General features: G+C 68.8%; 28 protein-coding genes. 14 read left to right on the forward strand and 14 right to left on the reverse strand.

Annotated elements, in window-relative coordinates; all coding sequences use genetic code 11:
• Positions 1-45 precede the first annotated feature (45 nt).
• The 4 genes from NL126_RS05740 to NL126_RS05755 are packed head-to-tail and all read left to right on the forward strand — an operon-like array spanning position 46 to position 2,894.
• The gene (locus NL126_RS05740; RefSeq protein ID WP_255197963.1) at positions 46-1,011 is read left to right on the forward strand and encodes an ABC transporter ATP-binding protein; all 966 of its coding nucleotides are present in this window, start codon (positions 46-48) and stop codon (positions 1,009-1,011) included.
• Complete coding sequence (locus NL126_RS05745) at positions 1,008-1,808, forward strand: ABC transporter permease (protein ID WP_255197964.1); 801 nt, start codon at positions 1,008-1,010, stop codon at positions 1,806-1,808. Before NL126_RS05740 ends, NL126_RS05745 begins: the two co-directional genes overlap by 4 nt.
• Before the next feature lie 43 nt (positions 1,809-1,851).
• Positions 1,852-2,664, forward strand: a complete 813-nt coding sequence (locus tag NL126_RS05750; RefSeq protein WP_255197965.1) for an NAD-dependent epimerase/dehydratase family protein — start codon at positions 1,852-1,854, stop codon at positions 2,662-2,664.
• 53 nt (positions 2,665-2,717) lie between these two features.
• The gene (locus NL126_RS05755) at positions 2,718-2,894 is read left to right on the forward strand and encodes a hypothetical protein (RefSeq protein ID WP_255197966.1); all 177 of its coding nucleotides are present in this window, start codon (positions 2,718-2,720) and stop codon (positions 2,892-2,894) included.
• Between the two features lie 182 nt (positions 2,895-3,076).
• Here NL126_RS05755 and NL126_RS05760 read toward each other — a convergent pair whose 3' ends face one another.
• Both NL126_RS05760 and NL126_RS05765 read right to left on the reverse strand, forming a co-directional pair.
• Positions 3,077-3,466 carry a DUF5611 family protein gene (locus tag NL126_RS05760; RefSeq protein WP_255197967.1) on the reverse strand — a complete coding sequence of 130 codons (390 nt, stop codon included), beginning with the start codon at positions 3,464-3,466 and terminating at the stop codon, positions 3,077-3,079.
• A gap of 62 nt (positions 3,467-3,528) precedes the next feature.
• On the reverse strand, positions 3,529-4,275 hold the full coding sequence (locus NL126_RS05765; protein ID WP_255197968.1) for a DUF7093 family protein: 747 nt from the start codon (positions 4,273-4,275) through the stop codon (positions 3,529-3,531).
• Between the two features lie 107 nt (positions 4,276-4,382).
• Between NL126_RS05765 and NL126_RS05770 the strand changes: the two genes are divergently transcribed.
• Both NL126_RS05770 and NL126_RS05775 read left to right on the forward strand, forming a co-directional pair.
• Positions 4,383-4,751, forward strand: a complete 369-nt coding sequence (locus NL126_RS05770; protein WP_255197969.1) for a DUF7532 family protein — start codon at positions 4,383-4,385, stop codon at positions 4,749-4,751.
• Positions 4,748-6,175 (forward strand): ribonuclease FAU-1 family protein, encoded by a 1,428-nt coding sequence (locus NL126_RS05775; RefSeq protein WP_255197970.1) that lies wholly within the window; start codon positions 4,748-4,750, stop codon positions 6,173-6,175. Before NL126_RS05770 ends, NL126_RS05775 begins: the two co-directional genes overlap by 4 nt.
• A 3-nt stretch (positions 6,176-6,178) precedes the next feature.
• Here the strand turns inward: NL126_RS05775 and NL126_RS05780 are convergent, their stop codons facing one another.
• Positions 6,179-7,621: an LVIVD repeat-containing protein gene (locus tag NL126_RS05780; protein WP_255197971.1), complete on the reverse strand. Its 1,443-nt coding sequence runs from the start codon at positions 7,619-7,621 to the stop codon at positions 6,179-6,181.
• A gap of 102 nt (positions 7,622-7,723) precedes the next feature.
• Between NL126_RS05780 and NL126_RS05785 the strand changes: the two genes are divergently transcribed.
• Complete coding sequence (locus NL126_RS05785; protein WP_255197972.1) at positions 7,724-8,458, forward strand: SDR family NAD(P)-dependent oxidoreductase; 735 nt, start codon at positions 7,724-7,726, stop codon at positions 8,456-8,458.
• Here NL126_RS05785 and NL126_RS05790 read toward each other — a convergent pair whose 3' ends face one another.
• From NL126_RS05790 to NL126_RS05805, 4 genes are all read right to left on the reverse strand, one after another.
• Positions 8,459-8,644 (reverse strand): glycine zipper domain-containing protein, encoded by a 186-nt coding sequence (locus NL126_RS05790; protein WP_255197973.1) that lies wholly within the window; start codon positions 8,642-8,644, stop codon positions 8,459-8,461.
• Between the two features lie 266 nt (positions 8,645-8,910).
• Complete coding sequence (locus tag NL126_RS05795; protein ID WP_255197974.1) at positions 8,911-9,417, reverse strand: E3 ubiquitin ligase family protein; 507 nt, start codon at positions 9,415-9,417, stop codon at positions 8,911-8,913.
• A 4-nt stretch (positions 9,418-9,421) separates the two neighbouring features.
• On the reverse strand, positions 9,422-9,991 hold the full coding sequence (locus NL126_RS05800) for an LURP-one-related/scramblase family protein (RefSeq protein ID WP_255197975.1): 570 nt from the start codon (positions 9,989-9,991) through the stop codon (positions 9,422-9,424).
• A 57-nt stretch (positions 9,992-10,048) separates the two neighbouring features.
• Entirely contained in the window at positions 10,049-10,495 is a 447-nt protein-coding gene (locus NL126_RS05805) for a rhodanese-like domain-containing protein (protein WP_255197976.1), read from the reverse strand.
• A 195-nt stretch (positions 10,496-10,690) separates the two neighbouring features.
• On the opposite strand from NL126_RS05805, the gene uvrA reads away from it, so the two are divergent.
• From uvrA to NL126_RS05820, 3 genes are all read left to right on the forward strand, one after another.
• Positions 10,691-13,675: an excinuclease ABC subunit UvrA gene (gene uvrA / locus NL126_RS05810; RefSeq protein ID WP_255197977.1), complete on the forward strand. Its 2,985-nt coding sequence runs from the start codon at positions 10,691-10,693 to the stop codon at positions 13,673-13,675.
• A gap of 278 nt (positions 13,676-13,953) precedes the next feature.
• Positions 13,954-14,610 (forward strand): helix-turn-helix transcriptional regulator, encoded by a 657-nt coding sequence (locus NL126_RS05815; RefSeq protein ID WP_255197978.1) that lies wholly within the window; start codon positions 13,954-13,956, stop codon positions 14,608-14,610.
• Complete coding sequence (locus tag NL126_RS05820; protein ID WP_255197979.1) at positions 14,610-15,527, forward strand: WD40/YVTN/BNR-like repeat-containing protein; 918 nt, start codon at positions 14,610-14,612, stop codon at positions 15,525-15,527. Before NL126_RS05815 ends, NL126_RS05820 begins: the two co-directional genes overlap by 1 nt.
• Here NL126_RS05820 and NL126_RS05825 read toward each other — a convergent pair.
• The gene (locus tag NL126_RS05825; protein WP_255197980.1) at positions 15,518-16,564 is read right to left on the reverse strand and encodes a sensor histidine kinase; all 1,047 of its coding nucleotides are present in this window, start codon (positions 16,562-16,564) and stop codon (positions 15,518-15,520) included. The genes NL126_RS05820 and NL126_RS05825 overlap by 10 nt on opposite strands.
• A gap of 170 nt (positions 16,565-16,734) precedes the next feature.
• Between NL126_RS05825 and NL126_RS05830 the strand changes: the two genes are divergently transcribed.
• Both NL126_RS05830 and NL126_RS05835 read left to right on the forward strand, forming a co-directional pair.
• Positions 16,735-17,820, forward strand: a complete 1,086-nt coding sequence (locus NL126_RS05830) for a geranylgeranyl reductase family protein (RefSeq protein ID WP_255197981.1) — start codon at positions 16,735-16,737, stop codon at positions 17,818-17,820.
• A gap of 64 nt (positions 17,821-17,884) precedes the next feature.
• Complete coding sequence (locus NL126_RS05835; protein ID WP_255197982.1) at positions 17,885-18,703, forward strand: AAC(3) family N-acetyltransferase; 819 nt, start codon at positions 17,885-17,887, stop codon at positions 18,701-18,703.
• A gap of 3 nt (positions 18,704-18,706) precedes the next feature.
• On the opposite strand, the gene NL126_RS05840 is transcribed toward NL126_RS05835, so the two are convergent.
• Positions 18,707-19,897, reverse strand: a complete 1,191-nt coding sequence (locus tag NL126_RS05840) for a lactate 2-monooxygenase (RefSeq protein WP_255197983.1) — start codon at positions 19,895-19,897, stop codon at positions 18,707-18,709.
• A 121-nt stretch (positions 19,898-20,018) separates the two neighbouring features.
• Here NL126_RS05840 and NL126_RS05845 point away from each other — a divergent pair, with 121 nt between their 5' ends.
• On the forward strand, positions 20,019-20,531 hold the full coding sequence (locus NL126_RS05845) for an AN1-type zinc finger protein (RefSeq protein ID WP_255197984.1): 513 nt from the start codon (positions 20,019-20,021) through the stop codon (positions 20,529-20,531).
• On the opposite strand, the gene NL126_RS05850 is transcribed toward NL126_RS05845, so the two are convergent.
• The 4 genes from NL126_RS05850 to NL126_RS05865 form a co-directional block, all read right to left on the reverse strand.
• Complete coding sequence (locus NL126_RS05850; RefSeq protein WP_255197985.1) at positions 20,522-21,106, reverse strand: hypothetical protein; 585 nt, start codon at positions 21,104-21,106, stop codon at positions 20,522-20,524. The genes NL126_RS05845 and NL126_RS05850 overlap by 10 nt on opposite strands.
• Positions 21,107-21,255: 149 nt before the next feature.
• Positions 21,256-21,912 carry a DUF7344 domain-containing protein gene (locus NL126_RS05855; RefSeq protein ID WP_255197986.1) on the reverse strand — a complete coding sequence of 219 codons (657 nt, stop codon included), beginning with the start codon at positions 21,910-21,912 and terminating at the stop codon, positions 21,256-21,258.
• 296 nt (positions 21,913-22,208) lie between these two features.
• Entirely contained in the window at positions 22,209-22,658 is a 450-nt protein-coding gene (nikR, locus tag NL126_RS05860) for a nickel-responsive transcriptional regulator NikR (protein ID WP_255197987.1), read from the reverse strand.
• Between the two features lie 42 nt (positions 22,659-22,700).
• On the reverse strand, positions 22,701-23,318 hold the full coding sequence (locus NL126_RS05865; protein ID WP_255197988.1) for an HAD family hydrolase: 618 nt from the start codon (positions 23,316-23,318) through the stop codon (positions 22,701-22,703).
• Positions 23,319-23,397: 79 nt separating this feature from the next.
• Here NL126_RS05865 and NL126_RS05870 point away from each other — a divergent pair, with 79 nt between their 5' ends.
• Entirely contained in the window at positions 23,398-24,468 is a 1,071-nt protein-coding gene (locus NL126_RS05870) for a succinylglutamate desuccinylase/aspartoacylase family protein (RefSeq protein ID WP_255197989.1), read from the forward strand.
• Here NL126_RS05870 and NL126_RS05875 read toward each other — a convergent pair.
• The gene (locus tag NL126_RS05875; protein ID WP_255197990.1) at positions 24,465-26,654 is read right to left on the reverse strand and encodes a hybrid sensor histidine kinase/response regulator; all 2,190 of its coding nucleotides are present in this window, start codon (positions 26,652-26,654) and stop codon (positions 24,465-24,467) included. The genes NL126_RS05870 and NL126_RS05875 overlap by 4 nt on opposite strands.
• Positions 26,655-26,946 lie beyond the last annotated feature (292 nt).

The raw sequence follows: 26,946 nt of genomic DNA on the forward strand, positions 1-26,946 counted from the left end.
CCGGTTTCGCGCCGCTTAACCGGCGTGAGGGCGTCGAATCCGACAATGACTGCTATCGTCGCGGACGACCTCGTGAAGGACTACGGGGACGTACGTGCGCTCGACGGCCTCTCCTTCGAGGTCGAGGAAGGGGAGTTCTTCGGGCTGCTGGGACCGAACGGCGCCGGGAAGACGACGTTCATCAACATCCTCGTCGGCCTCGCCCGCTCCACAGGTGGGAACGCCGAGGTGTTCGGCTTCGACGTGGAAGCCGACTACCGCGAGGCCCGCAACCGCATCGGGCTCGCGCCACAGGAGTTCAACGTCGACCGTTTCTTCCCCATCCACGAGGTGCTCGAACACAAGGCGGGCTACCACGGCATCGCGCCCGAGGAGGCCGCCCGACGCGCCGACGAGGCGCTCAAGACCGTCGACATCTACGACAAGCGCGAGACGCGCTTCGACTGGCTTTCGGGCGGGATGAAGCGCCGCTTCCTGCTCGCCCGTGCACTCGTCACCGACCCGGACCTGCTCATCCTCGACGAGCCCACCGCCGGGGTGGACGTCGAACTCCGCCGCGACCTCTGGGACCTCGTCCAGCGGCTCAACGACGACGGCACCACGGTCCTCCTCACCACCCACTACATCGAGGAGGCCGAGCGGCTCTGTGACCGCGTCGCCATCATGGACGCGGGCAAGAAAATCGAGGTCGCCACGCCCGAAGATCTCCAGTCGCGGGGAACCGACACGCTCGTCGTCACGCTCGCGAACGACACCGTCGGCGTGCCCGACCTCGATATCGAGGGCGTCTACGACGTGTCGCTGGAGGGGCGCGAGCTCTCCATCACCGCCGACAGCGCGGGCGGCGTCGCCCCCGACGTGGTCCGCGCGCTCGACCGCAGCGGCCACGCTATCGAGAACCTCGACATCCGCCGCGCCTCGCTCGAGGAGGTGTTCGTCGACATGACGCGACTCGACGACGATGACTCGCCCGATGACCAGCCCGAAGCGACCGCGGAGGCGTCCCGATGAGCACCGTCGGCTCGGTGTTCGGCACGGGCTTCCGCTCGCTGCTCAAACGCGAAATCCTGCGATTCGTCCGTCGCCCCCGCAACACGTTCCTTCCGCCCGCGATCACGAACATCCTCTACTTCTCGGTGTTCGGCGTCATCCTCGGCGGCCGCATCCGCGAGATTCAGGGGTTCGACTACATCCTCTTCATCCTCCCCGGGCTGGTGGTGCTCGGCGCCGTCTCGAACGCCTTCGAGAACTCCTCCTTTTCCATCTTCCACGGGAGATGGAACGAGTACATCCACGAGGTGCTCACCTCGCCACTGTCGTATACGAGTCAGGTGTTCGCGTACGTCGCCGCCGCGGCGCTCAGAGGCATCGTCGTCGGCTTCATCATCGTCGGCGTCGGCCTCGTGTTCGTCCCCTTCGCCATCGACGGCGGCTCGGTCCCAGTTACGCGCCCGCTGTATCTCGTGGCGTTCATGGTCATCATCACTACCCTCTTCGCGAGTTTCGGCGTGATGGGCGGGCTCTGGGCGCACGACTTCGACTACCTCACGGTGCTCAACCAGTTCATCCTCCGGCCGCTGACGTTCTTCGGCGGCGTGTTCTACTCGCTCGACATCCTGCCGCCGCTGTACCGCACCCTCTCGCTGTTGAACCCGATGGTGTACATGGTGAACGGCGTCCGCTTCGGCTTCCTCGGCTACTCCGACGTCGACCCGAACGCGTCGCTCGTCGTCCTGACGACGCTGACGTTCGTCGTGCTGGGTGTCGACGCCTATCTGTTCAAACGCGGGTACGGCATCATCGAGTGAGCGGCAGGGGGAGCTATAAGCGCCCCACGACGACATCAGCGGTATGGACGTTCTTGTGACGGGTATCGGAGGGACGGTCGGCGGGGCGCTCGTGGACCACTCGACGTACGACTTCGCAGGGCTCGACCGGGAGCCAGGCCAGAACGTCGACCACGTCGCCGACGTCACCGAGTACGATGCCGTCCGCGAAGCGGTCGAGGACCAGGACGCCGTCGTCCACCTCGCCGGCGACGCCCGCGTGAGTGCGGGCTGGCAGTCCGTGCTCCAGAACAACGTCGTCGGCACGCGAACCGTGCTCCGGGCCGCCGCGGATGCAGGCGTCGAGTCGGTCGTGTTCGCCTCCTCGAACCACGTCGTCGGCGGCTACGAGGACGAGTTCGCGCCCGAGCTGTACGACCCCGACTTCGAGTTGACGGTGGACCACGAGAGCCCGATTCGCCCGGACTCCGACTACGGCACCTCGAAGGTGTACGGGGAAGCCGCCGGTCGGCAGTACGTCGAGCAACACGACTACCCGAAACGGTTCTACGCGCTTCGCATCGCGAGCGTTCGGCCCCCGGCGTACGACCACCCGTACGGCGACGCCGAACGGGGCGTCGACCAGGGGCGCTGGGAGCGCGGCAGCGAGGCGTACGAGCGGTCGGTCGCGCGGCTCCACGCCACCTGGCAGTCGCGCCGCGACATCGCGAACCTGGTCGACGGCTGTCTCCGCGACGACAGCGTCGCGTTCGACGTGTTCTACGGCGTCAGCGACAACCGCGCGAGCTGGTTCGACATCGAACACGCGCGCAAGGTGGTCGGATACGACCCCCACGACAGCGCGGACGAGTGGGAGGCGCGGCCGCAGGAAGAATAGCGACCGTCGAGGACGGAGAAAAACCTACCCTTCGAGCGACCGAAGGGCTAGCTATGTACCGCGCGATACTCCCGAACGGGCAGCTCGAGTGTCACGAGTACGAACGCGACGACGAGGGCGTCACCCTCTACAGCGAGTCGGGTGAGTTGCTGGCGTTCGTCCCCTACGCGAGCCTCGAAGCGCTGCTGACGGAGGCGGCGTACACCGGCGACGAGCCGGGCGTGATGTGATCGGAAACCGGTAGTCGCCGAAACCCTCGGTTCGTGGCCGACGTCCACGCCCGAGCGAGGCTGCGACAGCGTTCGTGCGACCGACGCGCGCCGACGCGATCCGTCGACTGGCGCGTCTCACGGGGGCTGGTCGGGAGAGGACGGGGCGGGCTCGACCGCACGCTCCGGTACGAACCCGAGGATTAGACGTTATCCGGCGTCTCGTCGTCTTCGACGGCGCGCTTCATCGACTCGCGGCGGGACTTCGCGTCGCGACCCGTCGCCTCCAGCAGGAACTCGTTTTTCGCGGCGTTGGCGTCGCCCGCAGCGTCGACGTCGCCGGTCTCCATCAGCTCCTGGAGGTCGCGCTCCTGGAAGTCGACCGCGAGCTTGTCCTTCTTGCCGGAGTAGGCCACGGCCCCGACGATGACCTTCTCGAAGACGGGGTTCTTCGGCTCGCCCACGACGTACAGGTCAGAGCCCTTGAACTCCTGGGTGCCCGTGATGGGGCCGAAGTAGTCCTCGACGGTCGCCTTCATGTCGGGGATTCGCTCCTCGAGATACTCCCCGCGCCGCATCTTGTACTCCTCCATGGCCAGGGTTTCTACCGGCGATGGTTTACCGATTTCGCTCGCGACTCCCGGGAGCGTGCCAGCTACTCGCCAGCTTCGAGATAGCCGCGCTGACACTCCGGACAGGCGTCACCCGCCCGCAGCGGCGAGTTCTCCGCGCGCGTCGTGAAGCCACACTCGGGACAGGCGTACTCGCCGTCGGGCACGGAGATGCCGCCGAGCGATTCGGTGCTCGCGTCGGACGTCTCGCTCGACGCCGCGGCGTTCGCCGGGTCCGCCTCGGCGTCGATGAACTCGCCGCCGTCGGCGTCCGCGGGGTCGGCCTCGGCGGCGGGCTCGGCCTCGTCGTCTGTCTCGGGGGCCGCGTCGACATCGGCAGTCTCGTCCGCTTCCGGCTCCGCGGTGGGGCGCGTCAGCTGGCCGGGGTCCCAGTCGGTCTCGTCGTCAGGCCACTGGCCCGGCCGGCGGTCGCTGGGGCGGTTGTCCTCCAGGATCTCTGCGTCCTCCTCGTCGGGGTTCTCAGGGGACTCGAACTCCTCGAGGTCGCTCCCGCTCTCGAACCCGCCACCCGTCGGCGCGGTGTCGTCGGCACCGGCGGCCAGCTCCCCCAGGGCGGTGCTCGACGACTCCCCCTCGTCGAGGTCCACCTCGTCCGGGTCGACGATGGACGTGACCTCCTTGTTCTCCGAGACGACGCGCGTCTCACCACACCGGCTGCACCGCTCGACCTCCTTGACGACGGTGACGACCTCGCTGCCTCGCTCCTCGCGCTCCCGTTCGACGTCCGTCTCGTCGAACGAGTGCCCGAACAACGAACACTTGAGTCCCATTACCGCACGTTCCCGCCGTCGCAAAGATAAGGCTACCGACGAGCGACGCCCGCACACCCGCAGGACGAACTGCCCGGCTTTTTCATCCACCACCCCGAACCCCGACCATGCACTTCGACCAGCGGGAACAGGCCGCGCTCCGCGAGGTCGGACTCGACACCGACGACCTCCAGCGTGCCTCCCAACTCGTCGCCGACGCCGTCGACGAGACCGCCACCGAACTGGAGGCGTTCTTCGACCGCGAAGTCGTCTACTCGGACATGGACCTCGCACACAGCGCCGCCCAATTCGCCGAACACACGGTGCGCTTCCTCGACACCTACACGCACGCCGCCGTGTTGCAGGGGTGGCTCCGGTTCGAAACCTGGGGCGTCGCCGTGGAGGACGGGCGCGTACTCGCCGACGACGTCGTCGAGCTGACGCTCGCCGGGCGGCACGGCCGCACCCGGTTCGCTACCACCCCGGAGGCACTGTGAACGTCCGCGTCCGCGGCATCTACACCACCGCCGTCACCGAACTGTTCCACAACGGCGACGAGGACCACGCGGTCGTGCAGGCCTCACCACCCATCCGAGAGCGGTTCGATACCGAGTTCTCGGTCGCGCCCGCCGACGTGCGCGCCGAGACGACGTTCGACCGGCAGGGACTCACGCTCGTCGGCACGCCCGAGCACGTCGAGACCGCCCGCACCCGTCTCCAGGCGCTCTCGCGCGACACGCTCGCATGGGCCGACCCCGCCCCCGCGGGCGCGGTGTTCCAGGGCGTCGTCACCGACACGCTCGGCTCGGGGGCCGTAGTTGATTTAGGCGACGCGGAGGGGTTCCTCCCGTACGACAACAGCGAGCAGTATCTGGAGGGCGACGAGACGCTGGTCGTGCAGGTTCGGACCCCGGAACCGCCGTGGGGCTCGAACCGGCCGACGCTCGACACCGCGCTCGACGTCGAGACCGATCTCGTGCGACTCGTCCGCGGCGGCACGAGCGAGCGGACGGGCGCGGCGAACCTCGAAGACCTCCTGCCGGTCGACCCGCCCGAGGGCTGGGCCGTCCGCTGGGGGCGCGACGAGGACGAGGCGTCGATGGACGCGCTCGCCGATGCGCTCCGGGCGGCGACCGACGCCGCCGAGGACATCGACACCGGACTCGCGGCCGCCGACCCCGACGACGCACCCGGTGAACTCGTGGCACCGTTCGGCACCACCCACGTCTGGTTCGGCCGCGAGGGTCGGTTCGCGCTCGACGAGTATCGGGGGCGCGTCACCCCGACGATGCCCGGCCACCACCGCATCAAGGCCGCGACGAACGCCGCGAGCGCCGCCGTCGACTTCGCGGAGGCCATCTGTGGGCCCAGGGCGGCTTCAGCCGCCGACGGCGAGCGGGGAGCGGAGCGACCCGCGAGCGGCGCGTTCCCGTTCGACGTCGTCACCCGGCAGTTCGGCCCCGTCGAGGGCGACACCGTCGCCATCGGTCACGGGAAGCCCGACGGCCGGCTCATCACGCTCGGTCGCGGCGAGGTGACGAACCGCGAGCCCGAGGGGAGCATCACGCTCGAACGCGAGATGCACCCCGGCGGGACGTACGACGCGCTCGGCGTCGAGCGAGCGGCCGGCGACGTCGCCATCACGAAGTTCGTCGAGGGTCGCTGGTGGTACGCGACGGTGTATCGGGGCGAGGACGGCACCCGACGAGGCACGTACGTCAACGTCTGCACGCCGGTCGAGGTGTTCCCCGACCAGGTGCGGTACGTCGACCTCCACGTCGACGTGGTGAAGGGCCCCGACGGCGAGGTCCGGCGGGTCGACGACGACGAACTCGACGCGGCCGTCGACGCTGGCTACCTCTCCGAGCCGCTCGCCGAGAAAGCGCGCGAGGTGGCGTCGAAGGTGGAGCGGGCGCTGTAGGCGCTACTCGTCCTCGCGGCGGAGCGCACGCCACGCTGCCCCGAGCCCGAGCGCCGCTGCCCCCGTGAGCAGGCCGAGACCGGGGCCGCTCGCGCCGGTCGTCGGCGACGGCGACTCGCTCGGGGCCGTCGGCGAGGCGGTCGGTGAGGCCGTGGCGGTCGGCGACCCCGACGCCGGTGTGGCGGTCGGCGTGGCGGTGGCAACCGGGCCATCTGGCACCGGGAACGTGTAGATGGCCGCACCGGGACCGTCCGCGAACGACGACTCCGTCTGCGAGGGGTCCTTCCGGCTCGACGCGACGAAGAACGACTCGGTGGCGTACTGTGCGGTCCAGAAGCTCGTCGTCGCGCTGTCCCGGAAGTGGGCGAACTCCCGCGGGTTCGCGGGGTCCGAGATGTCGTGGACCTTCACCCCACCCCGATACCACGAGGTGAACAGCCGGTCGCCGCGAATCTCGAAGTTGTGCGAGGTGGTCCAGACGCCGGTGACGTCCTCGTCGTCGGTGGGGGGTGCCTCGATCTCCGAGAGCTTGGTGGGGGAGGCGGGGTCCGAGACGTCGTAGAGGTGGACCGACCCCGGCCGCACGTCCGGCTGGTCGTTGTCGACGTCCCACGCCTCGACGCTGATGCCGACGATGGTACCGTCGTCGTTCGGCGCGGCGAAGTGGTCGTTGCCGGGGGGCTGGCGCCCCGCCTCCGAGGAGGCGTCGCTCGACAGGTCGACGAACTCCGAGGCGTCCTGGCCCCGGACCTTCGCCGCGAGTTCGGGGGTCGTCGGGTCGGAGACGTCCACCAGCCAGGTGCCGGCGTCCCACTGTGCGAGATACGCGACGTCGCCGTCGAGGGTCACGTCGTGGAGCGGCCAGTGGATGAACCGCACGTCCTGCCACGTCGGGTCCTGTGAGACGACCGACCACCGGCCGAGCTCCTCGCCAGTCTCGGCGTCGACGAGGACGAGCGGGTTGCGGTCGCCGTCGTTGCCACACAGCGCGACCACGCCGTCCGAGATGTCGCAGTTGTGGTTGAAGAAGTCGGTCTCGTGGACCGACACCTGTTCGGGAGCGGTCGGGTCGGAGACGTCGTAGACGACGACGGCCCGCAGTTGGGGGCCGGGGTTCGCGGGGCCCGTCACCGCGAGCCGGTCGCCGTCGACCTTCACGTCGTAGATGCCGCGCATGGGGCCGTCGTCGTGGTCGCCCAGCACGTTCCGGTCCTCGTAGACGATCTCGGGGGCAGCAGGGTCCGACACGTCGACCACGGCGAAGCCGTCGGTGACCGCGACGTAGACGAACCCGTCGTCGCCGACGACGGCTTCCTTCGCGCCGGTCAGGGGGACGCGGCCGAGCGGCTGGAACCCGGACTGCACGGTTCGACCGCTCGCACCGGTGGCGAGCGTCGGGAGAGTGAGTGCTACGCCGGCCGCGCGGAGGGCGTCGCGTCGTCGCATGGACGCCCATCCGGGCCGCGAAGTCAAAAGGAGGTGGGTCAAATGCGTTGCCGTAGTCGAGCCCCCAGCACGCCTATCCCGGTGGGTAGCGAACGCCGAGGTATGCAACCCGACCTCGACGGCCGCGTCGCGCTCGTCACCGGGAGCGCCACGGGACTGGGTCGCGCCTTCTTGCTCGCGCTCGCCGACTACGGCGCCGACGTGTGCGTCCACTACAACACCAGCGACGAGGCCGCAGCCGAGACCGCCGACGACGCCCGCGAGCGCGGGGTCGAGGCGACGACCGCGAGCGCCGACGTGACCGACCCGGCCGACGTGGACGCGCTGTTCGACCGCGTCGAGGCGCAACTGGGACGCGTCGACCTCCTCGTCAACAACGTCGGCAACTTCGCACCGAGTCACTGGGCGGATATCGAGTGGGACCGCTGGACGAACGTCGTCGAAACGAACTACTACGGGACGGTACTGTGTTCGAAGCGGGCGCTCGGGCCGATGCGCGAGCAGTCGTGGGGCCGCATCGTCAACGTCGGCTACGCCTCGGCCGAGAAGGGACTGGTCTCGCCGAAGAACTTCCCGTACTTCGCCGCCAAGAACTCGGTGCTGATGTTCACCCGGATGCTCGCCGCCGACACACAGGACGACGGCATCACCGTCAACGCCGTCTCGCCGTACGTCGTCGAGAACTCCGACGAGTTCCCCGACGACGCGCCACGCGGCCGGTGGGCAAGCTACGAGGATCTGGTCGCGCCGCTGCTGTTCTTCTGTGGCGACGACGCCGACTACATCTCCGGACAGAACGTCGAGGTCGACGGCGGGTGGCTCCCCGAGACGGTGTAGTCACTCCTGCGTCGCGAGCACGACGCCGATGGCGACGCCGACGCCGAGAAACGCCGGGAGCCACAGCGCGAAGTTGTCCGTGGCGACGCCGAGGAGCGTTCCGAGAGCGACACCGACCACGACGCCGAGGCCGAGTCGAACCGGGTGCGAGAGCGCACCGAGTGCTGCGTCGAAGTCGCTTTCCATGTCGGCCGCTCGTCGGGCGGCCGTTTAGCCGTTTCGTCGTCCGCACGGACGGATACCGGGCAGAACACCGTCGAGCCCTCACAGACAGCAGGCCGACCGTCGACAGCAGTATCCAGCCGCTCACGGCGACCACCACGACGCCGAGGAGGAACGCCACGACCGCTTGGCCCGCGTGCCGCAGCGCCGTTCGCGTCTCCGAACTCGTCGAGACGACGAACCGCTCGCGGACGTAGTTCTCGATGGTCGTCTCGCCGACCTCGGCGGCCTCACCGAGCACGTACACCTCCGCTCCGGCTTCGAGACGCCGGGAGGTCGAGGTCGTCCGGGAGCCCCGAGTCGAGCCAGCCTTCGGTCTCGGTCTCGCCCGTCGGGAGGTCCCGGGGCTCGTCGCTGACACCAGGCCCCTTCTTGGCCGGGTCGACGAGCACCTCGCCGGTGCCGTCGCGGACGGCAAACGGCACGGTCCCACCACCCTGTTCGAGCGTGTCCCAGTCCTTCAGCAGGTTGCCGGCGTCGCGGTCCTTCTCCTCGATCTGCCACTCGTAGGCGACACACTCGGTGCCGGTGAGCGGGGCTTCCAGCGTGGTCCGCGCGTGGACCGTCCCCACCACTTCGGTAGTGCCGGGCGAGACGAACCCGGCGTCGGTGGTCGGCGTCGTGCGTATCGCCCGGACGTTCCCCGCGCGGTTGACTGCGTAGACGACGAGTCCGAACCCGATGACGAGGAGGAACAGCCAGACCAGACTCCCGAGAATGGTGTCGAGGACGCTCACGGCCTCAGTTCCCTTCGAGGGCGTCGATGGCGATGGCCGCCGCGACGATGGCCTCCTTGGGTGCGTCGCCGGTGTCCTCGACGTGGAGGTCGTAGGTGTCGCGCAGCGAGAACCGCCCCTTCAGCGTCCCGAGGGGCTCGCCGTTCGGCCCGGTGATGGAGTAGGTGTGTGGGAACCAGCCGATGACGCCGAGGAAGTTGCGTGCGGCCTCCAGCAGCGCGCTCTCGGACTCGATGGTCGCCCAGACGTCGCCGTCGGGCGAACGGATTCGCCAGACGTGTTTGAAGAACGTGAACTGCTTCTCGAGGACGGCGATCACGTCACCCGACCCCTCCTCGATGAGCGTGTAGTCGCCCGCGAAGTCGAAGACGCTCTTGGCTTTCACCCGGAACACCGGATTGTCGTTCGCGTCGTAGAACGGGAACTCCTCTCGCATCTTGAACAGCTTCTGTTTCGTCTGCAACAGGAGCCGCCCGCTGTCGTCGTAGATGCGGTACTTGTTCCGGAGTAGTTGCTGTCTGATGACGTAGTCGGAGCCGGTGAGGTCGACGCCGGCAATGGGGTCGTCGGGCATGGCGGGGTGTTCACCTGCCCGGTTCCTCAAGCTATCGCCCCCGTGACAGCCGTCGGCTCAGCGGCTGCTGTAGTCCTTCTGGGGGACGTCGACGGTCGGCTTGGCAGCGTCCTGCCACGCCGTGAACCCGCCGTCGAGGTGTGCGACGTCCGGGTAGCCCATCTCGCGGAGGCGCCTGGCGGCGAGCGCCGACCGCCCGCCCTCGTTGCAGTAGAGGACGTAGCGGTTCTCGGGGTGGAAGAACGGCTTGTAGTACACCGTCTCGGGGTCGGCCCAGAACTCGAGCATCCCGCGGGGCGCGTGCTCCACGTCCGGGATGGAGCCCTCGATCCACACCTCCCGGATGTCGCGGATGTCCACGACGACGACCCCCTCGTCGCCGCGCTCCGCATCGAGTTCGTCCACTGTGACTGACGCCACCTCGGCATCGGCAGCCTCGGCCAGTCCCCACGCGCGCTGGTCGAGGTCGAAGTCGGTGTCTGTATCGGCGTCGGAGTCGGTCATGGCCGTGGTTCGTCGTGCGTGGTTCTCAACCTGTCGCCGTCGCAGACGACGCCGTTGAGGACGCGGCCGTGCTCGTCGAGCATACGTCGGCGTCACGGGAATGACGCAAACCGGTGTCGGTGGGCGGGGGGTCGAAACCCTCCACTTTCGCCGCGTACCGACAGGGTTTCCCGGCCCCGAACCTTGGCACAGCCAATGACGAAGGAGTACATCGATGTCCGGGGTGCCGAGGAGCACAACCTCAAGGACATCGACGTCCGCATCCCACGCGAGGAGTTCACCGTCGTCACCGGCCTCTCGGGGTCGGGGAAGTCCTCGCTCGCCTTCGAGACCATCTACGCCGAGGGACAGCGGCGTTACATCGAGTCGCTGTCGGCGTACGCGCGGAACTTCCTGGGGCAGATGGACAAGCCGCAGGTCGAGAACGTCGAGGGACTCTCACCTGCCATCTCCATCGACCAGAAGAACGCCGCGAACAACCCCCGCTCGACGGTCGGGACCGTCACCGAACTCCACGACTACCTCCGGCTGCTGTACGCGCGGGTCGGCACGCCCCACTGCCCCGAGTGTGGCCGCGAGGTCGGCGAGCAGAGCGCCCAGAACATGGTCTCGCGCATCCTCGCGCTCCCCGAGGGCACCCGCGCGAAGCTCTGTGCGCCCGTGGTCCACGACCAGAAGGGTGCGTTCGAGGACCTGTTCGAGGAACTCGTCTCCGAGGGGTACTCGCGGGTCGAGGTCGACGGCGAAGCGTACGACCTCACCACGGAGCAGCCCGAGCTCGACGAGAACTACAACCACACCGTCGACGTGGTCGTCGACCGTGTGAAGGTGAGCGAGGAGGCCCGCTCCCGAATCACGGACTCCGTCGAGACCGCACTCGAGGAGGCCGACGGCACGCTGAAGGTCATCCTGCCGGACCCCCCCGAAGGGGTCGACCTCGGCAGCGAGACCCGGGCGACGGGCGACCTCGCCGGAGAGGACGACGGCCGACTCGTGGTGACGTTCTCGGAGGAACTCGCGTGCACCCACTGCGGCATCGACCTCCCCGAGATCGAGACGCGGTCGTTCTCGTTCAACTCGCCGCACGGCGCGTGTCCGGCCTGTGACGGCATCGGCGAGACGAAGGAGGTCGACGAGGACCTCGTGGTCACGGACCCGTCGAAACCCATCAAGGACGTGTTCGAACCCTGGTCGTACAACCGGTCGTACTACCGCCGGCAGCTGGACAACGTCGCCGAACACTTCGGCGTCAGCGTCGACACGCCGTTCGAGGAGCTCGACGACCACGTACAGGAGCAGTTCCTCTACGGCACGGACGACCAGGTCGAGTTCTCGTGGCGGACGAAGAACGGCATCCGCGAGAAGACCGAGCGGTTCGAGGGCGTGATGGAGAACCTCTCGCGCCGGTACGTCGAGACCGACTCCGACCGCGCGCGCGACCACATCGAGAACTACATGGCGACGACGACGTGCCCCGAGTGTGAGGGGACGCGCCTGAAGCCCGAGTCACGGGCCGTTCTGGTGGCGGACACGTCCATCACCGAGGTCAACCGCATGAGCATCGGCGACGCGCTCGACCACTTCGAGGGGCTCGAAGCCGACCTCACCGAGCGCGAGCGCACCATCGCCGAGGAGATTTTCAAGGAGATCCGCGCGCGGCTCGGCTTCATGGAGGAGGTCGGCCTCGAGTACCTGACGCTCGACCGGGAGGCCTCCACGCTCTCGGGTGGGGAGAGCCAGCGGATTCGCCTCGCCACGCAGGTCGGCTCCGGACTCGTCGGCGTCCTCTACGTGCTGGACGAGCCCTCCATCGGGCTCCACCAGCGCGACAACGACAAGCTGCTCGACACGCTCCAGGGGCTCCGCGACCTCGGGAACACCCTGATCGTGGTCGAACACGACGAGGAGACGATGTGGCGGGCGGACAACGTCATCGACATGGGTCCCGGTCCTGGGAAACGCGGCGGCGAGGTCGTCGTCAACGGCGACGTCGAGGACGTGATGGCCGCCGAGGACTCGCTGACGGGCGACTACCTCGCCGGTCGGAAGGCGATTCCCATCCCCGAAACCCGGCGCGACCCCGACGGGCACCTCACGGTTCGAGGAGCGCGTCAGCACAACCTCAAGGACCTCGACGTCGAGTTCCCGCTTGGCAACTTCACGGCGATTACGGGCGTCTCCGGCTCGGGGAAGTCCACGCTCCTCCACGAAATCCTCTACAAGGGACTCGTCCGGCGGATGAACGACACCGACGTCTACCCCGGCGAGCACGACGACATCGAGGGCATCGACCAGATCGAGAGCGTGCGGCTCATCGACCAGTCGCCCATCGGCCGCACCCCCCGCTCCAATCCGGCGACCTACACCGGCGTCTTCGACCACATCCGCGAGCTGTTCGCCGAGACCAAACTCTCGAAACAGCGCGGCTACGAGCGCGGCCGCTTCTCCTTCAACGTCAAGGGCGGGCGGTGTGAGGCCTGTGGCGGGCAGGGCACCGTGAAGATCGACATGAACTTCCTGTCGGACGTGTACGTCCCGTGTGAGGAGTGCGGCGGCTCGCGGTACAACGACGAGACGCTCGACGTGACCTACAAGGGTGCGACCATCGCCGACGTGCTGGAGATGGAGGTCGACGAGGCGTACGAGTTCTTCGAGAGCCACTCGGGGATTCGCCGCCGGCTCGAACTCCTGCGCGACGTGGGGCTCGGCTACATGCGGCTCGGCCAGCCGTCGACGACCCTTTCAGGGGGCGAGGCCCAGCGCATCAAGCTCGCCGAGGAACTCGGCAAGAAGGACTCCGGCGAGACGCTGTATCTGCTGGACGAGCCGACGACGGGCCTTCACTCCGCCGACGAGCGCAAGCTCATCGAGGTGCTCCAGCGGCTCACCGACGAGGGGAACACCGTCGCGGTGGTCGAACACGAGCTCGACCTCGTGAAGAACGCCGACCACATCATCGACCTCGGGCCCGAGGGCGGTGAGAACGGTGGGGACATCGTCGCCGAGGGAACCCCCGAAGAGGTCGCACGGCTGGACGACTCACACACCGGCCGCTACCTGCGTGACCTCCTCCCGAGTGTGGAGCTAGAGGGGCCGCGGGCCGAGCGGTGGGAGCGACGCGAGGCGCTGGCCGAGGAGAGCGACGAGGAGGCCGAAGCGCGGGCCGCGGGCGACGACTGACGTGGTGGCCGTAGTGACAACCGGCCACGACTGACGCGGTGGCCGCAGTGACAACCGGCGACGCCAGCCACGGCTGTCGCAGGGCGAACAGGCGACACCGTGGCCCGCACCCGGCACGCAGTGTCGCACACCCGCGCGACGCACCGGGGCAATCGGTCAGCGCACGGGGAGGCTGGTCCCGGATTCCAACTTGAACCTTCGGACCGTCGCAGCCGACGTGTCTCGCGATAGTGACGGCGGCTGGTGGGCTTAAGTTCGCGGCCGCCGAACGCGTTAACATGTCCACATCTGTCGACGACGAGACCATCCTCGAGGTGCTGCGCTCGAACGACGCTCCCCGGATGACGACCACCGAGGTCGCCGGGCACCTGCCCATCACCCGAGGGACGACCCGCTCGCGCCTGCAGGAGCTGGTCGACGACGACCTCCTCCGCCGAAAGCGGGAGGGGAACAACGTCGTCTGGTGGCTCCCCGAGCGCGAGGACGAGCTCGATTCGTGGGAGGCCGAGCGGGCAGCCGAGGAGGAAGCGGAAGCCACGGCAGCAGCGGACAACGAGACAGAACCCGAGGAAGCAGAAGCTGCGGAAGACACCGAAGAGACACAAGAGGCAGAAGCCGAGGACACGAGCGAATCAGACGACCAAGCGGCTGAAGACGCCGAGGACACGAGCGTCGAGGTCGAGGCCACCGAGCAGGCGAAAGCCGAGCCCGAGACCGGCGACACCGAGGTCGAGGTGGAGGCCGTCGAGGAGGACGACGACACGGTGACCGTCGAGACACCCGACGAGTCGACCGAGACCCGGACCGCGGCCGAGCGCCCGGAGCTTTCTGACGACGAGGAGGGACTGCGCGCGGTCGCACTCGCCGCGGCAGCGCTGGTCCTGCTGCTTCTGCTCCGTAAGCTGCTCGCCGGCGGCGGCGAGGAGACCGAGTAATGGACCTCTACGCCGCGTTTCCCGACCGCGTGCTTGCCATCGGGAACGGGGCGGTGTCGGCGACAGCCCTCGCCGACGTCGAGTGTCTCGCCGCGGCCGACGGCGAGTCGTTCGCAGGGACGTGGGACGGGCTCTACCGGCTCGGCGACGACCCCGAGCGCGTCCTCGACGGCCACGTCACCGCGGTCGCCCGCGGCCCGGAGGCGTGGTGGGCCGGTACCGAACCCAGCGCCGTGTATCGGTCGGTCGACGGCGACGACTGGGACCGACTCCCCGAACTGACGACGCTCGACTCGGCCGACAGCTGGTCGTTCCCGCCGCGCCCCGACACCCACCACGTCCGGTGGCTCGAACCCGACCCCACCCGTGAGGGTCGGTGGTACGTCGCCGTCGAGGCCGGGGCGCTCCTGCGTACGGACGACGACGGGGCGACGTGGCGCGACCGCGTGCCCGAGGCGCGGCGCGACACGCACGAACTCGCGACCCATCCCGACGCCCCCGGGCGGCTCTACTGTGCGGCGGGCGACGGCTACGCGGAGTCGCGCGATGGCGGCGACACGTGGACATTCCCCCAGGCCGGCCTCGACGAGCGCTACTGCTGGAGCGTCGCCATCGACCCAGCCGACCCCGACGTGCGCATCATGTCTGCGGCCCGCTCCGCGATGCAGGCCCACCGACAGGGCGTCTCCTCCGTGTATCGCAAGCAGGGGGACGCAGACTGGGAACGCCTCGACGCCCTCCCGCACGGTGAGGGCTGTTACCGGGCCGTCGTGCGAGCCGTGGACGATGGGACGTTCGTCGTCTGCTCGAACCGCGGCGTGTACCGGAGCGACGATACCGGCGACTCGTGGGAGGAACTCGTCGCCGGGGCCGACCTGCCGGACACCCCGCCGGCGGGGCTGGCCGTTCAGGTGTAGAACTCGAACCGCGCGCCGCCCGATTCGCTCTCGGTCACGCGGACGTCCCAGCCGTGGGCGTCCGCGACCCGGCGGACGATGGCGAGGCCGATACCCGTCCCCTGTGAGGCGGTCGTGTACCCCTGGTCGAACACGTCGTCACGCTCGTCTAGTGGGATGCCGGGGCCGTCGTCGGCGACGTAGAACCCGTCGTCGTTCGCGAGCAGGCCGACCTCGATGGTCGGGCCGGCGTGCTCGCCGGCGTCGTCTGGACGGCTCTCGCCGTCCCGACTGCTTGTCGAGCCGTGCTCGACACTGTTGCGAAAGAGGTTCTCGAAGACGGCGGCGAGCCGTTCGGGGTCCGCCCGGAGCTTCGTGTCGTCGTGGAACCTGATGTCGAGGTCCTGTCCGACCGTCCGCTGGGCGTCGGCGGCGACCGCTTGCAGCGACACGGGTTCGAGGTCCGAGAGGTCGACCCCCTGCCGGGCCAGCGTGAGCAGTTCGCCGATCATCCGGTCCATCCGCTCGTGGGCGAGATGGACCCGCTCGAAGTCCTCGGGGTTCCCGGTCTCCTTCGCCAGTTCGGTCCCGCCCATCGCCACGCTCAGTGGGTTCCGGAGGTCGTGGCTGACGATGCTCGCGAACTCGTCGAGCCGCATGTTCTGTCGCTGGAGCTCCGAGGCGGTGTCGCGGAGTTGGGCGTGGTAGTACCCCGCGGCACCACCGAACGTCGCCCCCACCGTGGCCGCGCTGGCGACGACGTACGAGGGGTCGCGAATCACCTCCCCCTGTAGCGAGACGACCGCAAGCAGCCAGACGCCCAGCGCGCCGGTGACGGCGCCGCCGGCCAGCGCCCAGCCGGTGATGACGACCATCGCGTCCGGCTGCTCGTTGCGCTCGTAGAGGTGGATAGCGAACACGAGGAAGAACAGCGCGAGCCCGGTCGGGAGTCCCGACTCGACGAGCCGAAGCCACAGGTCCGCGTCACTGACGACGATGTTGAGTATCGACAACGCTAGCAACACGAGCCCGAGCAGTATCATCGAGGCTCGCCGCATCGTGTCACCGACTCCGACCGAGGGCGCAGACAGGGTAGACATACGTGTGTGCTCCGGGGCGGTTCGACCCCCCTGACACCATAGATGTCCCGCACTGTGGGATAAATATACTCCCGACCACGCCCGCGAGACTGGAAGATACTTGTCGGGCGACACCCACTACTCGACAGATGCGTGACTTCGTCGTCGTGGGTGCCGGCCCCGCAGGCTCGCGGTTCGCCCGAGGGGCGGCCGAGCGTGGCCACGACGTGCTCGTTCTCGAACAGGGCGAAGTCGGCCGCCCGCTCGCCTGCTCGGGCCACGTCTCGCTCGACATCTGGGAGTACGTTCCGGACGAGGCACGCGACGACCTGTTCCAGAACGCCATCCACGGCGCCCGGTTCCACCTCGGCGGTGCCGACTCGCCCGCCCACCCGTTCTACCGGGACGAACCCATCTCGAACGCCATCGACCGCGTCGGCCTCGACAAGACCCTCGCGCAGGCGGCGGCCGACGCGGGTGCGGACGTGCGCGACCACCACACCGTCACCACCGTCGAGGAGCACCGGGAATCGGTGACCGTGACCGCCCGCGGCCCGGACGGCCTCGAACGCTTCGAGAGCCGGCTGGTCGTCGGCGCGGACGGCCCCCGCTCCCGCGTGCGAGAGCAGTGCGGCCTCCCCGAACCCGACGAGTTTCTGCATGGGGTGCTGGGCTTCGACCCCGAGCCCGACCACCAGGAGTTCGTCGACGTCCACCTCACCGTCCCGACGTTCTTCGCGTGGCGGATTCCTCGCGGCGACGCGGGCGTCGAGTACGGGCTCGCGGTTCGCCCCGGCGACGACGCGAAAGCCCGGTTCTCGGCGCTCCTCGACGACTACGACGCCGACCTCTGTGAGCGGTGTTCGGGGCTCATCCCCGTCGGCCCACCGAAGCGCGTCACGGGCAAGCGGTCGCTGCTCGTCGGGGACGCCGCTGCCCAGACCAAGCCGTTCACCGGCGGCGGCATCCTCTACGGGATGCGCGCGGCCGACCACGCTACGCGAGTCGTCGACCCGGCTCGACCCGAAACGGTGGGCGACTACGAGGACGCGTGGCGGTCGGAACTCCGGACCGAACAGCGGCTCGGCCACCTCGTCCGCGCGGGCTACTCGTTCCCGGAATCCCTCCAGGAGCTGGGGATGCGCGCCTTCTCGGGGAAGATCGGCGTCCACATGGACGAGCCCTCGACGCTGTTCTCTCGCGAGCAGTTGAAGGCGCTGCTGTCGTGGGGCTGACCGGCGGCAAAAGGCTTATTCCGGCCACTTCGGACCTCCAGCGTATGCACCCCCGGTGGTCACCGTGAGCGACGCCTTGCCCGAAGCGCGATGTGACGAACCCATCACCACGGCTCGCATCGCCGCGGACCTCCGGGCGCTCGGCGTCGAGGCGGGCGACACCCTCCTCGTCCACTCCTCGCTGTCGGCGCTCGGCTGGGTCGCGGGCGGCCCGCCCGCGGTCGTCGACGCCCTCCAGTCGGTCGTCACCGAGACCGGCACGCTCGTCCTCCCGACGCACACCAGCCAGCTCTCGGACCCGAAAGACTGGTCGAACCCCCCGATTCCCGAGTCGTGGCACCAGCCGTTCCGCGACGCGGTGAGCCCCTACCGACCCGCGGTGACGCCGTGTCCCCGAGTCGGTTCGGTTCCCGACTGTTTCCGAAGCTACCCCGGTGTCGAGCGGAGTGCCCACCCCCTCTACTCCTTCGCGGCGTGGGGCGCCGACGCCGCCGACGTGGTCGCGGACCACCCGCTCGACACGGGGCTCGGTCCGGGGTCGCCACTGGAAGCCGTCTACGACCGCGGTGGGTACGTCCTCCAGCTCGGAACCGACCACAACACGAACACCTCGCTGCATCTCGCAGAACACCGCGCCGACTGGGCGAAACCGACCGATGAGGCCGGTGCGCCGATGCTCCGAGGAGGAGACCGCGAGTGGGTCGAATGGACCGAACTGGCGACCGACACCGACGACTTCCCCAACTGCGGGGCGGCGTTCGCCGCGGCCCACCCCGAGGCCGTCACGACCGGCGAGGTCGGGGTCGCGGACACCACGCTGCTCGACCAGCGGGCGCTCGTCGACTTCGGGACGGAATGGTTCGGAGAGAACCGAGAGGCGTAGGCGCTACAGGTCGCGTTCGTGTCGCACGGCGTCGCGGCCGATGGCCTCGACGTCGTCGATGCCCGCGAGTCCCATCGTCAGGTCGATCTGCGAGATGGTGTTTCGGAGGACGTTCTCGACGCCCGACTGGCCGCTATGGGCGAGACCGTAGGCGAACGGCCGGCCGAGCAGCACCGTGTCGGCACCGAGCGCGAGCGCCTTGAACGCGTTCGAGCCGTTTCGAACCCCCGAATCGAAGAACACCGGCACCTCGCCGTCGACCTCGTCGGCGACGTCCGGCAGCGCCTCGAAGGCGGTGATGGAGCCGTCGACCTGCCGACCGCCGTGCGTCGAGACGCCGACGCCGTCCGCGCCGTGGTCGATGGCCAGTCGCGCGTCGCCGGGGTGGAGAATGCCCTTCACGATGACCGGGAGGTCGGTTCGCTCCTGGAGGAACGCGAGGTCGTCCCACGTGAGCGATGCGTCGCCGAAGATTTCGAGGAACAGGTCGACGGCGGCCTGCGGGTCCTCCTCGGGTGGCGCGTCGAGTTTCTCGCGGAACGCCGGGTCCGAGAAGTAGTTGGCCACGCCTTCGCCCTCGAGGAACGGGTAGTACCCCCGTTCGAGCAGGCGCTCGCGCCAGCCGAGCGTCGGCGCGTCGACGGTGAAGACGATGGCGTCGTAGCCTGCTTCCTCGGCACGGTCGAGGAACGACTCGGCGACGTCTCTGTCCGTGGACCAGTAGAACTGGAACCACTTGGGCACGTCACCGAGCGCCTCCGCGACGTCCTCCATCGGCGTCGAGGAGAGCGAGCTCAGGATGAACGGCACGTCCATCTCGGCGCAGGCGCGGGCCGTGGCGAGTTCGCCCTCCTCGTGGAGCAGCGTCTGGACGCCGAGCGGCGTGATCATCAGCGGGTACTCGTGGGTCCGGCCGTAGAGGTCGACCGTGAGGTCGCGGTCCGCGACGCCCTTGAGCATCCGGGGGACGATGCGCCACGCGGAGAAGTCCTTGTTCCGCTCGAACGTCTCCTCGGTGCCCGCCCCGCCGTGGACGTACGCCTTCGCGTTCTCGTCCATCCGCTCGAACGCCTGCTCGCGGAGGTCGGCGTACGAGACCGGGAAGTCGGGCGTCTCCCCCTCGAACATCCCCTTTCGATACACCTCGCGGATGTGCTTGACGCCGAACTGCTCGCCGTGCGTGTCGTCTGCCATACACGCCCCTGTACCGTCGCGGCACAAAGGTCTATGTCTCCCGGAGGCTCGCCCGCGACCGCCGAATCGCGAGCGAAACTGACTGAAAATTTCAAGAGGGAGTAGCTGAATTTGAGTGGTAATGGCCGCGTGCGCGTGCTGTGGCGCCGAAGACGAACTCCTGTTCACCTGTGGGCACTGTGACGACCAGTTCTGTGCTCGCCACCAGTTCCCACACCACGCCTGTACCCGGTTCACGGAGGGCGGTCGCGCCGGGAGCGGCGAGGTCGGCTTCGAGTTCGGCGACGGCACGACCGTCCTCGACACCCCACCGAACCCACCCGAGTCGACCGACCAGCAGCACGACACCGACCAGCAGCACGACACCGACCAGCAGCACGACGCGACACACGTGCCGGGACCGCGCGTCGAAGTGGCTCGCGACGCCGCCCGGGACACCCGTCCCGACCGGGAGGGGAGCGCGCCGCTCCCGCCGAACCGCGGGATGCCGTGGGAGCGCGGCGACGACGGCGTCGCCGGGTGGATGGATGCCCAGAGCTATCCCGGGTACATCCTGAAGGTGGGCCTCCTCTCGCTCGTGTTCACGGCGGCGTACTACGCGGGGCTCGCCGCCACGCTCTACGGCTACGTCTGAGACTCCGACTCCTTCGTCGACCCGTCCGGACACTCGGTCTCGTCGCCGTCCGGCTCCTCCCAGAACCCCTCGAACTCGGGAGCCGTCTCCCGCGGGTCGAACAACTGTTCGTACGGTGCCGCGACCCCCAGCCGCCGCGTCTCGTCGAACGCCTCCTGCGCGCGGCGCTTCGCCGCGGTAACAGCGGCGGCGTCCGGGTCGTCGGTCGCCGCCTGCTCCCGGCACTGCTCGTAGAGGTCGTCGACTGCCTGTCGGTACTGGGCACCCTGTCGCGCGGCCGTGACCGCTCGAACGAGCTGGTCGGCCTCGAACGGAGGGGTGACCGCCGTCTCGAACGCGTCGTCGGCACCGAGCCGGACCAGCGGCGGGAGCGAGCCATCGGCAGCCCGGAGCGCGTCCCGCAGGTCGCGCGCCGTCGCGTTCTCGAGGTCCCCGACGACGAGCACGTCCACCGTAGCCGCCCGAACGCGGGTGGCCGACAGCGTCGTGACGCGCTCGACGTCGAACCCGGCGTCGGCGAGCAGCGAACGGGCCGTCCGTCCGTCGTCACCCGCCGCGGCGATGAGAACCGTCACAGTTGCGGAACGACCCCCCACCGTATAGAAGATTTCCCTCGGTGACGCACCGAATACAGGGACGAGACGGCCGCAGCCCCACAGTATGGCCGTCATACTGAGTCGTTCACACGCGTCCGGTCATGAACGGACGCGCCCCCACCACCGATTCAATCGTCGGCGCTCGCTGTCGACCGCTCCGGCTCAGACGCCTCCGGGGGCATCGTCACGTCCGTCGGTTCGTCGGTCCCACCCACTCGAGTTTCCCGCTCTCGGTAGGTGTGGTAGCCGGCGGCGGCGGCGAACGTCAGCGCGACGACGAGCGCGTAGCCGTAGCCGGGGACCAGCGAGAAGGGGTAGACGCCGAGCGAGCCGACCGTCACGATCGCGGCGAACACCGCGCCGAGCGCGAGGTAGAACTGTCCCCACGGGAGATCGTCGACCGGCACGACGTCGAGGTAGACGTCGAACGCCCGGACGTGGTTCCGGAGCTCGATGGTCCCGCGGTCGCGGTCGTACGTGACGACGCCGAGTGAGTCCATCTTCGGGAGGTGGGTCTGGTGGAGCGCGGTGTACACCCGCTTGCGCTCCTTCGGCGTCACGTCGGCCAGGTCGGTGCCGTTCTCCCACGCCGCGAGCTGCTCGGAGAGCGCACGGATGGTGACCGGGCCGTCGCGCTGTTTCAGGTAGTGCAACGTGTACCGACGCCGCTGACTGCTGAGCGTCTCGAACACGGCATCGGTCGAAAGCGGTTCCTCCCCCCCTACCACCCCACCGTCCGGTACGAACCCGGGCGAATCGGCGTGATGTATCTCGGTTCGTTGCATACTACCCACCCCTACTACCCCCAGATACGCGGCCTGAGAGCATATACCCTACTGATAGAGTAGTATCATATTATCCGCCGACTGCACCACCGCGTGCGAGCGTCCTGTGGCGACGAACGTGACGCGCCGGTGTGCAGCCGGCGCACCTGTCGAAACTTCGTCACGAAAGGGGAGCGTGTGACAGGACCCGCATCCTCCACCACCACGGGAGAAGGGATGCAGTATATGTTTTGTGGAGCGTCGTCACTCGCCTGTCTGCCCAACGTCATACGTGTCAGGAAGAATAGTATATCGCGTCAGTCGTGGTCGTGGTCGGCGAGCTCCTCGCCGAACGTCGCCTCGAAGTCGTCGACCGGGATGACCGAGTAGTCGACCGAGAGCGTGTTGCGGGTGGCACGGATCTTCCCGACGAACGTCGAGATCTCGTCGAGCCGCCCCTCGACGATGAACAGCTCCATGCAGTAGTGGTCGCCGACGTGGTTGTGGACGTTCGAGGTGACGAGGTCCTCGTGTTCGTGCCGGAGCTGCATCATCCGCTGCTCGGCCGAGGAGGTCTCGTAGTTGAACAGCACGGTGACCACGCCGATGAGGTCGCGGTCCTCGAGCTTCTTGTCCTCGAACTCCCCCAGCAGGTTGCGCGACGCCTCGCGGACGACCTCGCTGCGCCCGGTGTAGCCGTGTTCCTCGGCGAACTCGTCCAGTCGTTCCAACAGCGACTCCGGCATCGACACGCTGACGACGGTCATGTTGTGAACTAATTACCCGAGTGTTACTAAGGATTTGTTATCTCAGCGGGCGTCGAGCCACGCGGGCAGCGCCGTGAGCGGCACCTCCTCGACGTCGAGGAACGTGCCGCCTATCGCGTCGACGCCCCCGTCGGTCGCCGGGTCGTCACCGACGTGGACGAGCCGGTCGGGCGTGCAGTCGAGCTGGCGGGCGACCGTCTCGAACGCCCGGGCGTCGGGCTTCCGCCAGCCGCAGGCGATGCTCGTGACGACGGCGTCGAACTCGCCGCGGAGCCCCGCGCGGACGAGCACCCGACGGGCGAGTTCCGGAACCGAGGTGTTCGAGAGCAGTCCGACCGGGCCGTGCTCGCGGGCGGCGGCGACCGCCTCGGGAGCGCCCTCGACGACCTCCACCTCGGGGTCGAACGCCGCGACCACGGCACGGCGGGCGGCGTTCCCGGGCGCGTCAACCCCCCGAGACGCGAGCGCCCGCGCGACGTGTGCGGGAAGCGGTACCTCCGCGCCCTCGGGGGCGTCGACGTGCCGCTCCGTGTAGGCGGCCGCCCAGTCGTCGGGGACGGCCACGTCCCGCGCCCGGAGTTCGCGCGCCACGGCCGCTGCCGGGTCGTCGAGCCGGTCGACGCGGACGAGCGTCCCGAACAGGTCGAACGTAACGGCCATGTCCACCCCTCTGTGCCGGGACACTTCCCACTACCGACACGCCCCGCGGCTTCATGTACGCCCCGACGGACACGGAGCCATGGACGTTCCAGAGGAACCCCGTGCGTTCCGCTACGACGGGGAGGTCGAACCGGGCGAGAAGCGACACCTCCGCTACGAGGTGTCCGAGACGTATCTCGGCGACCCTGTCGAGGTGCCAGTGACGATCATCAACGGCGACGAGCCGGGGCCACGGCTCTGCTGTACCGCCGCCATCCACGGCGACGAACTCAACGGCGTGAAGGTGTGTCAGGAGCTCGCCGCGCGCTACGAGCCCGGCGACGTCCGGGGGACCATTGTCATCGTCCACGTCGTCAACGTTCCCGGCTATCAGGCCCAGCAGCGCTACCTCCCCATCTACGACCAGGACATGAACCGCTCGTTCCCCGGGAAGGCGAAGTCGAACACCGCAGAGCGGATGGCGTACGCAGTCTGGGAGGCGTTCGTCTCCAAGTGCGACCTCGGACTCGACTTCCACACCTCGACCCGCAACCGGACGACGATGTACCACACCCGCGCGGACGTCTCGAACCCCGCCGTCGAACGGCTCGCTCGCGCGTTCGGCGCGAGCGTCATCCTTTCTGGGGGGGGTGATGAGGGGAGTCTCCGGGGGGCGGCGACGGTCGCGGGCATCCCCACGGTCACCGTCGAGATGGGGAAGGCCCACCGCTTCCAGCCGCTGCTCATCCAGAAGGCGCTCGACGGCGTCGAGAGCGTGCTCGCAGAGTACGACATGGTCGACGGGAGCGTCGACTGGCCCGGCTGGTGGCGCATCGTCGACCCCGCCGACCAGAAGGCGTGGCTCCGGGCCGACCGGGGCGGGCTCGTCGAGATGCAGTGGGGCCCCTATCCGCTCGTCCGAGCGGGCGAGACCATCTGCACCATCACGGACCACTTCTCGCGCGACGAGCACGTCGTCGAGGCGCCGTTCACGGGGCTGCTCGTCGGCGTCCTCGAGAACCCCGTGGCGCTCCCCGGCCACCCGCTGTGTCACCTCGTCGGGCTAAACGAGGAGACGACCGACGAGATCGAAGCCGAGATCAGAAGCGGGGAGTTCGACGGCTACCGCGCCAACGGCACCGTCTGGCACCGCGGCGAGGAACAGCACTAGATCGACGAGACCCCGGCTATCTCGAAGCGCGCACCGGGCGCGTCGACCACGGCGATCGACCAGCCGTGCGCCTCGACGATCTGTTCGACGATGGCGAGCCCGAAGCCGGTGCCGTCGCCCCCGGAGTGACCGAATTCGAACAGGTGGTCGCGGTCGTCAGGATCGATACCGGGCCCGTCGTCGGCGACGTAGAAGCCGTCGTCGAGCGCGCCGACCGTGACCGTCGGCGCGGCGCCGGCGTGTTCGACCGCATTGGCGAAGAGGTTCTCGAACAGCTGCTGGAGGCGGTCGCCGTCACCCTCGACGAGCGGCGGGTCCGCGACGACCAGTTCGGCGTCGCCCGTGTCGACGGCGCTCCACGCCAGTTCGGCCACCTGCCCCACGTCGACGACGGCCGGCTCGCCGACGGCCTGCCCCTGTCGGGCGAGCCCGAGCAGCCCCTCGATGAGCGATTCCATCCGCGAGAGTGCCGCCTCGACGGCCTCGAAGTCCTCGGCGTCCCCGGTCTCGCGAGCCATCTCCATGCGACCCAGGGCGACGTTCAGCGGGTTCCGGAGGTCGTGACTAACGACGCTCGCGAACTCGTCGAGCCGCTGGTTCTGCCGGCGGAGTTCGCGCTCGCGCTCCTTCTGGTCGGTGATGTCCGTGTAGATGGCGAACCCGCGGGTCGACCGCTCGCCGACGGCGTAGGGCACGACGTGCAGCAGGAAGTCGCGGACCCCGTCTGCCGCCACCCGCTGGACCTCGCCGTGGAAGCTCTCGCCCGACTGGATGAGTTCGTTGAACCGCCGGGCGTCGCCGCGTGCGGACTCGTCGGGGAGGAGGTAGTCGTCGATGGACTCGCCGTAGACTTGCTCGACCGAGACGCCGAACACCTGCTCGAACGCCGGGTTCGCATCGCGGACCACCGGCTCGAACCCCTCGAACTCGACGTAGATGGTCGGGTCGGGGATGTTTTCGAACAGCGCGGCGAAGCGGTCGTGTTCGGCTTCGAGCCGGACCCGCTGGCTCACCCGGTCGAGTGCCGCCGCCGCGTTCGCCGCGAGAACGGTCGCCAGCTGGCGCTCACTGTCGTCGAACACGTCGTCGCCCTGTGCGGCGATGCTCAGCGTGCCGTGGTCACCCAGTGGGAGGTAGATCCCGGCGCCGAGTCCCCCACGGGGCGTCTCGGTGGCGACGGCGCTGAGGTCGTCGTACACCACCGGCTCCCCCTCGCGGAGGGCGGTCGCGGGCAGGCTGTCGCCGTCGACCGGGTAGACCGGCCGCTCACCCAGCAGCTCGCGCGTCTGCTCGGGGACGGCGACGGGAACGAGTTCCGCACCCCGGACGAGTCGCACGCCGTTGATAGGGTAGCCGAGCACGTCGGAGGCGGCCTGTACCGTGATGTCGGCGATCTCCTCGGGCGTGGTCGCAGCCATCAGCTGGCGGGTGGCGTCGTGGAGTTCGCGGAGCCGCCGGTCGCGGGCCTGTCGGCCGGAGATATCGCGCAGGACGCCGACGGTCCCCCGGAACTCGTCGTCGGGCATCGGCAGCAGCGCGACGTGATTCTCGACGGGAATCGTCTCGCCCTCGCGGGTCCGAACCGAAAGCTCGAACCGCACGGTCTCGGGGCCCTCGGCCGAGAGGAGGTCGCGGATGGCCGCCTCGCCGCGCTCGATGTCTTCGTCGGAGAGTACCAGCGAGACGTGGCTGCCGACCAGCTCCTCCCGGGCGTAGCCGGTGACGTCCTCGCTCGCCCCGTTGACGGCGAGGAACCGCCCGTCGGCGTCGGTGACGTACACCACGTCGCCGAGCGGTTCGACGAGCTGTCGGTAGCGCAGGTCACCGCGTGCGAGCGCCGTCGACAGCCGCGTCGGGAACCGTTCGGGCGGCACCTCCTCGCGGAGGACGTAGTCGGTCGCACCGACGGCGAACGCCGCGCTCGCCTCCGAGGCGTCGCCCACCGCCGCGTAGATGACGACCGGGATGTCAGGGTGACGCGAGCGCACCTGCCCGCACAGCGAGACTGCGCCACCGTCGGAGAACGGGGCGGAACACACCAGACAGTCGACGCTCGGCACCGTCTCCAGCGCCGCCGAGCAGTCGTGAACGGGGGTCACGGAGAAGCCGGCCGCGGTCAACGCGTCGACGACCGCCGAGCCGTCGGCTGCGTCGTCCGCGACGTACACGACCTCGACGGACCCCATTGAATCCCGCGTACGGTAGTCGCGCGGTTAAGCCTACGCTTCGTGTCCGTGAGCGACTGACAGCGCGTTCAGGAGCCACTCGTTCGAACGGTACGTGTCGGTTCGAGCGGAAACAGGGGGGTATTCGGGCAGTAGTAGACCAGTTCTGCAATAAGTCGACCACGTTCTTGTAGAACTCGACCACGTTGAGTGACGACCCGTTCAGGTTCGAATTTCGAGAATCGACCCTCTGGAATCCTTCGTCTCTGGATGTAACTCGAATTGCTGGCTAGAATTTGTCAATTTCCAAGTC

It is taken from the genome of Halorarius litoreus (assembly GCF_024362405.1).
GTDB lineage: Archaea > Halobacteriota > Halobacteria > Halobacteriales > Haloarculaceae > Halorarius > Halorarius litoreus.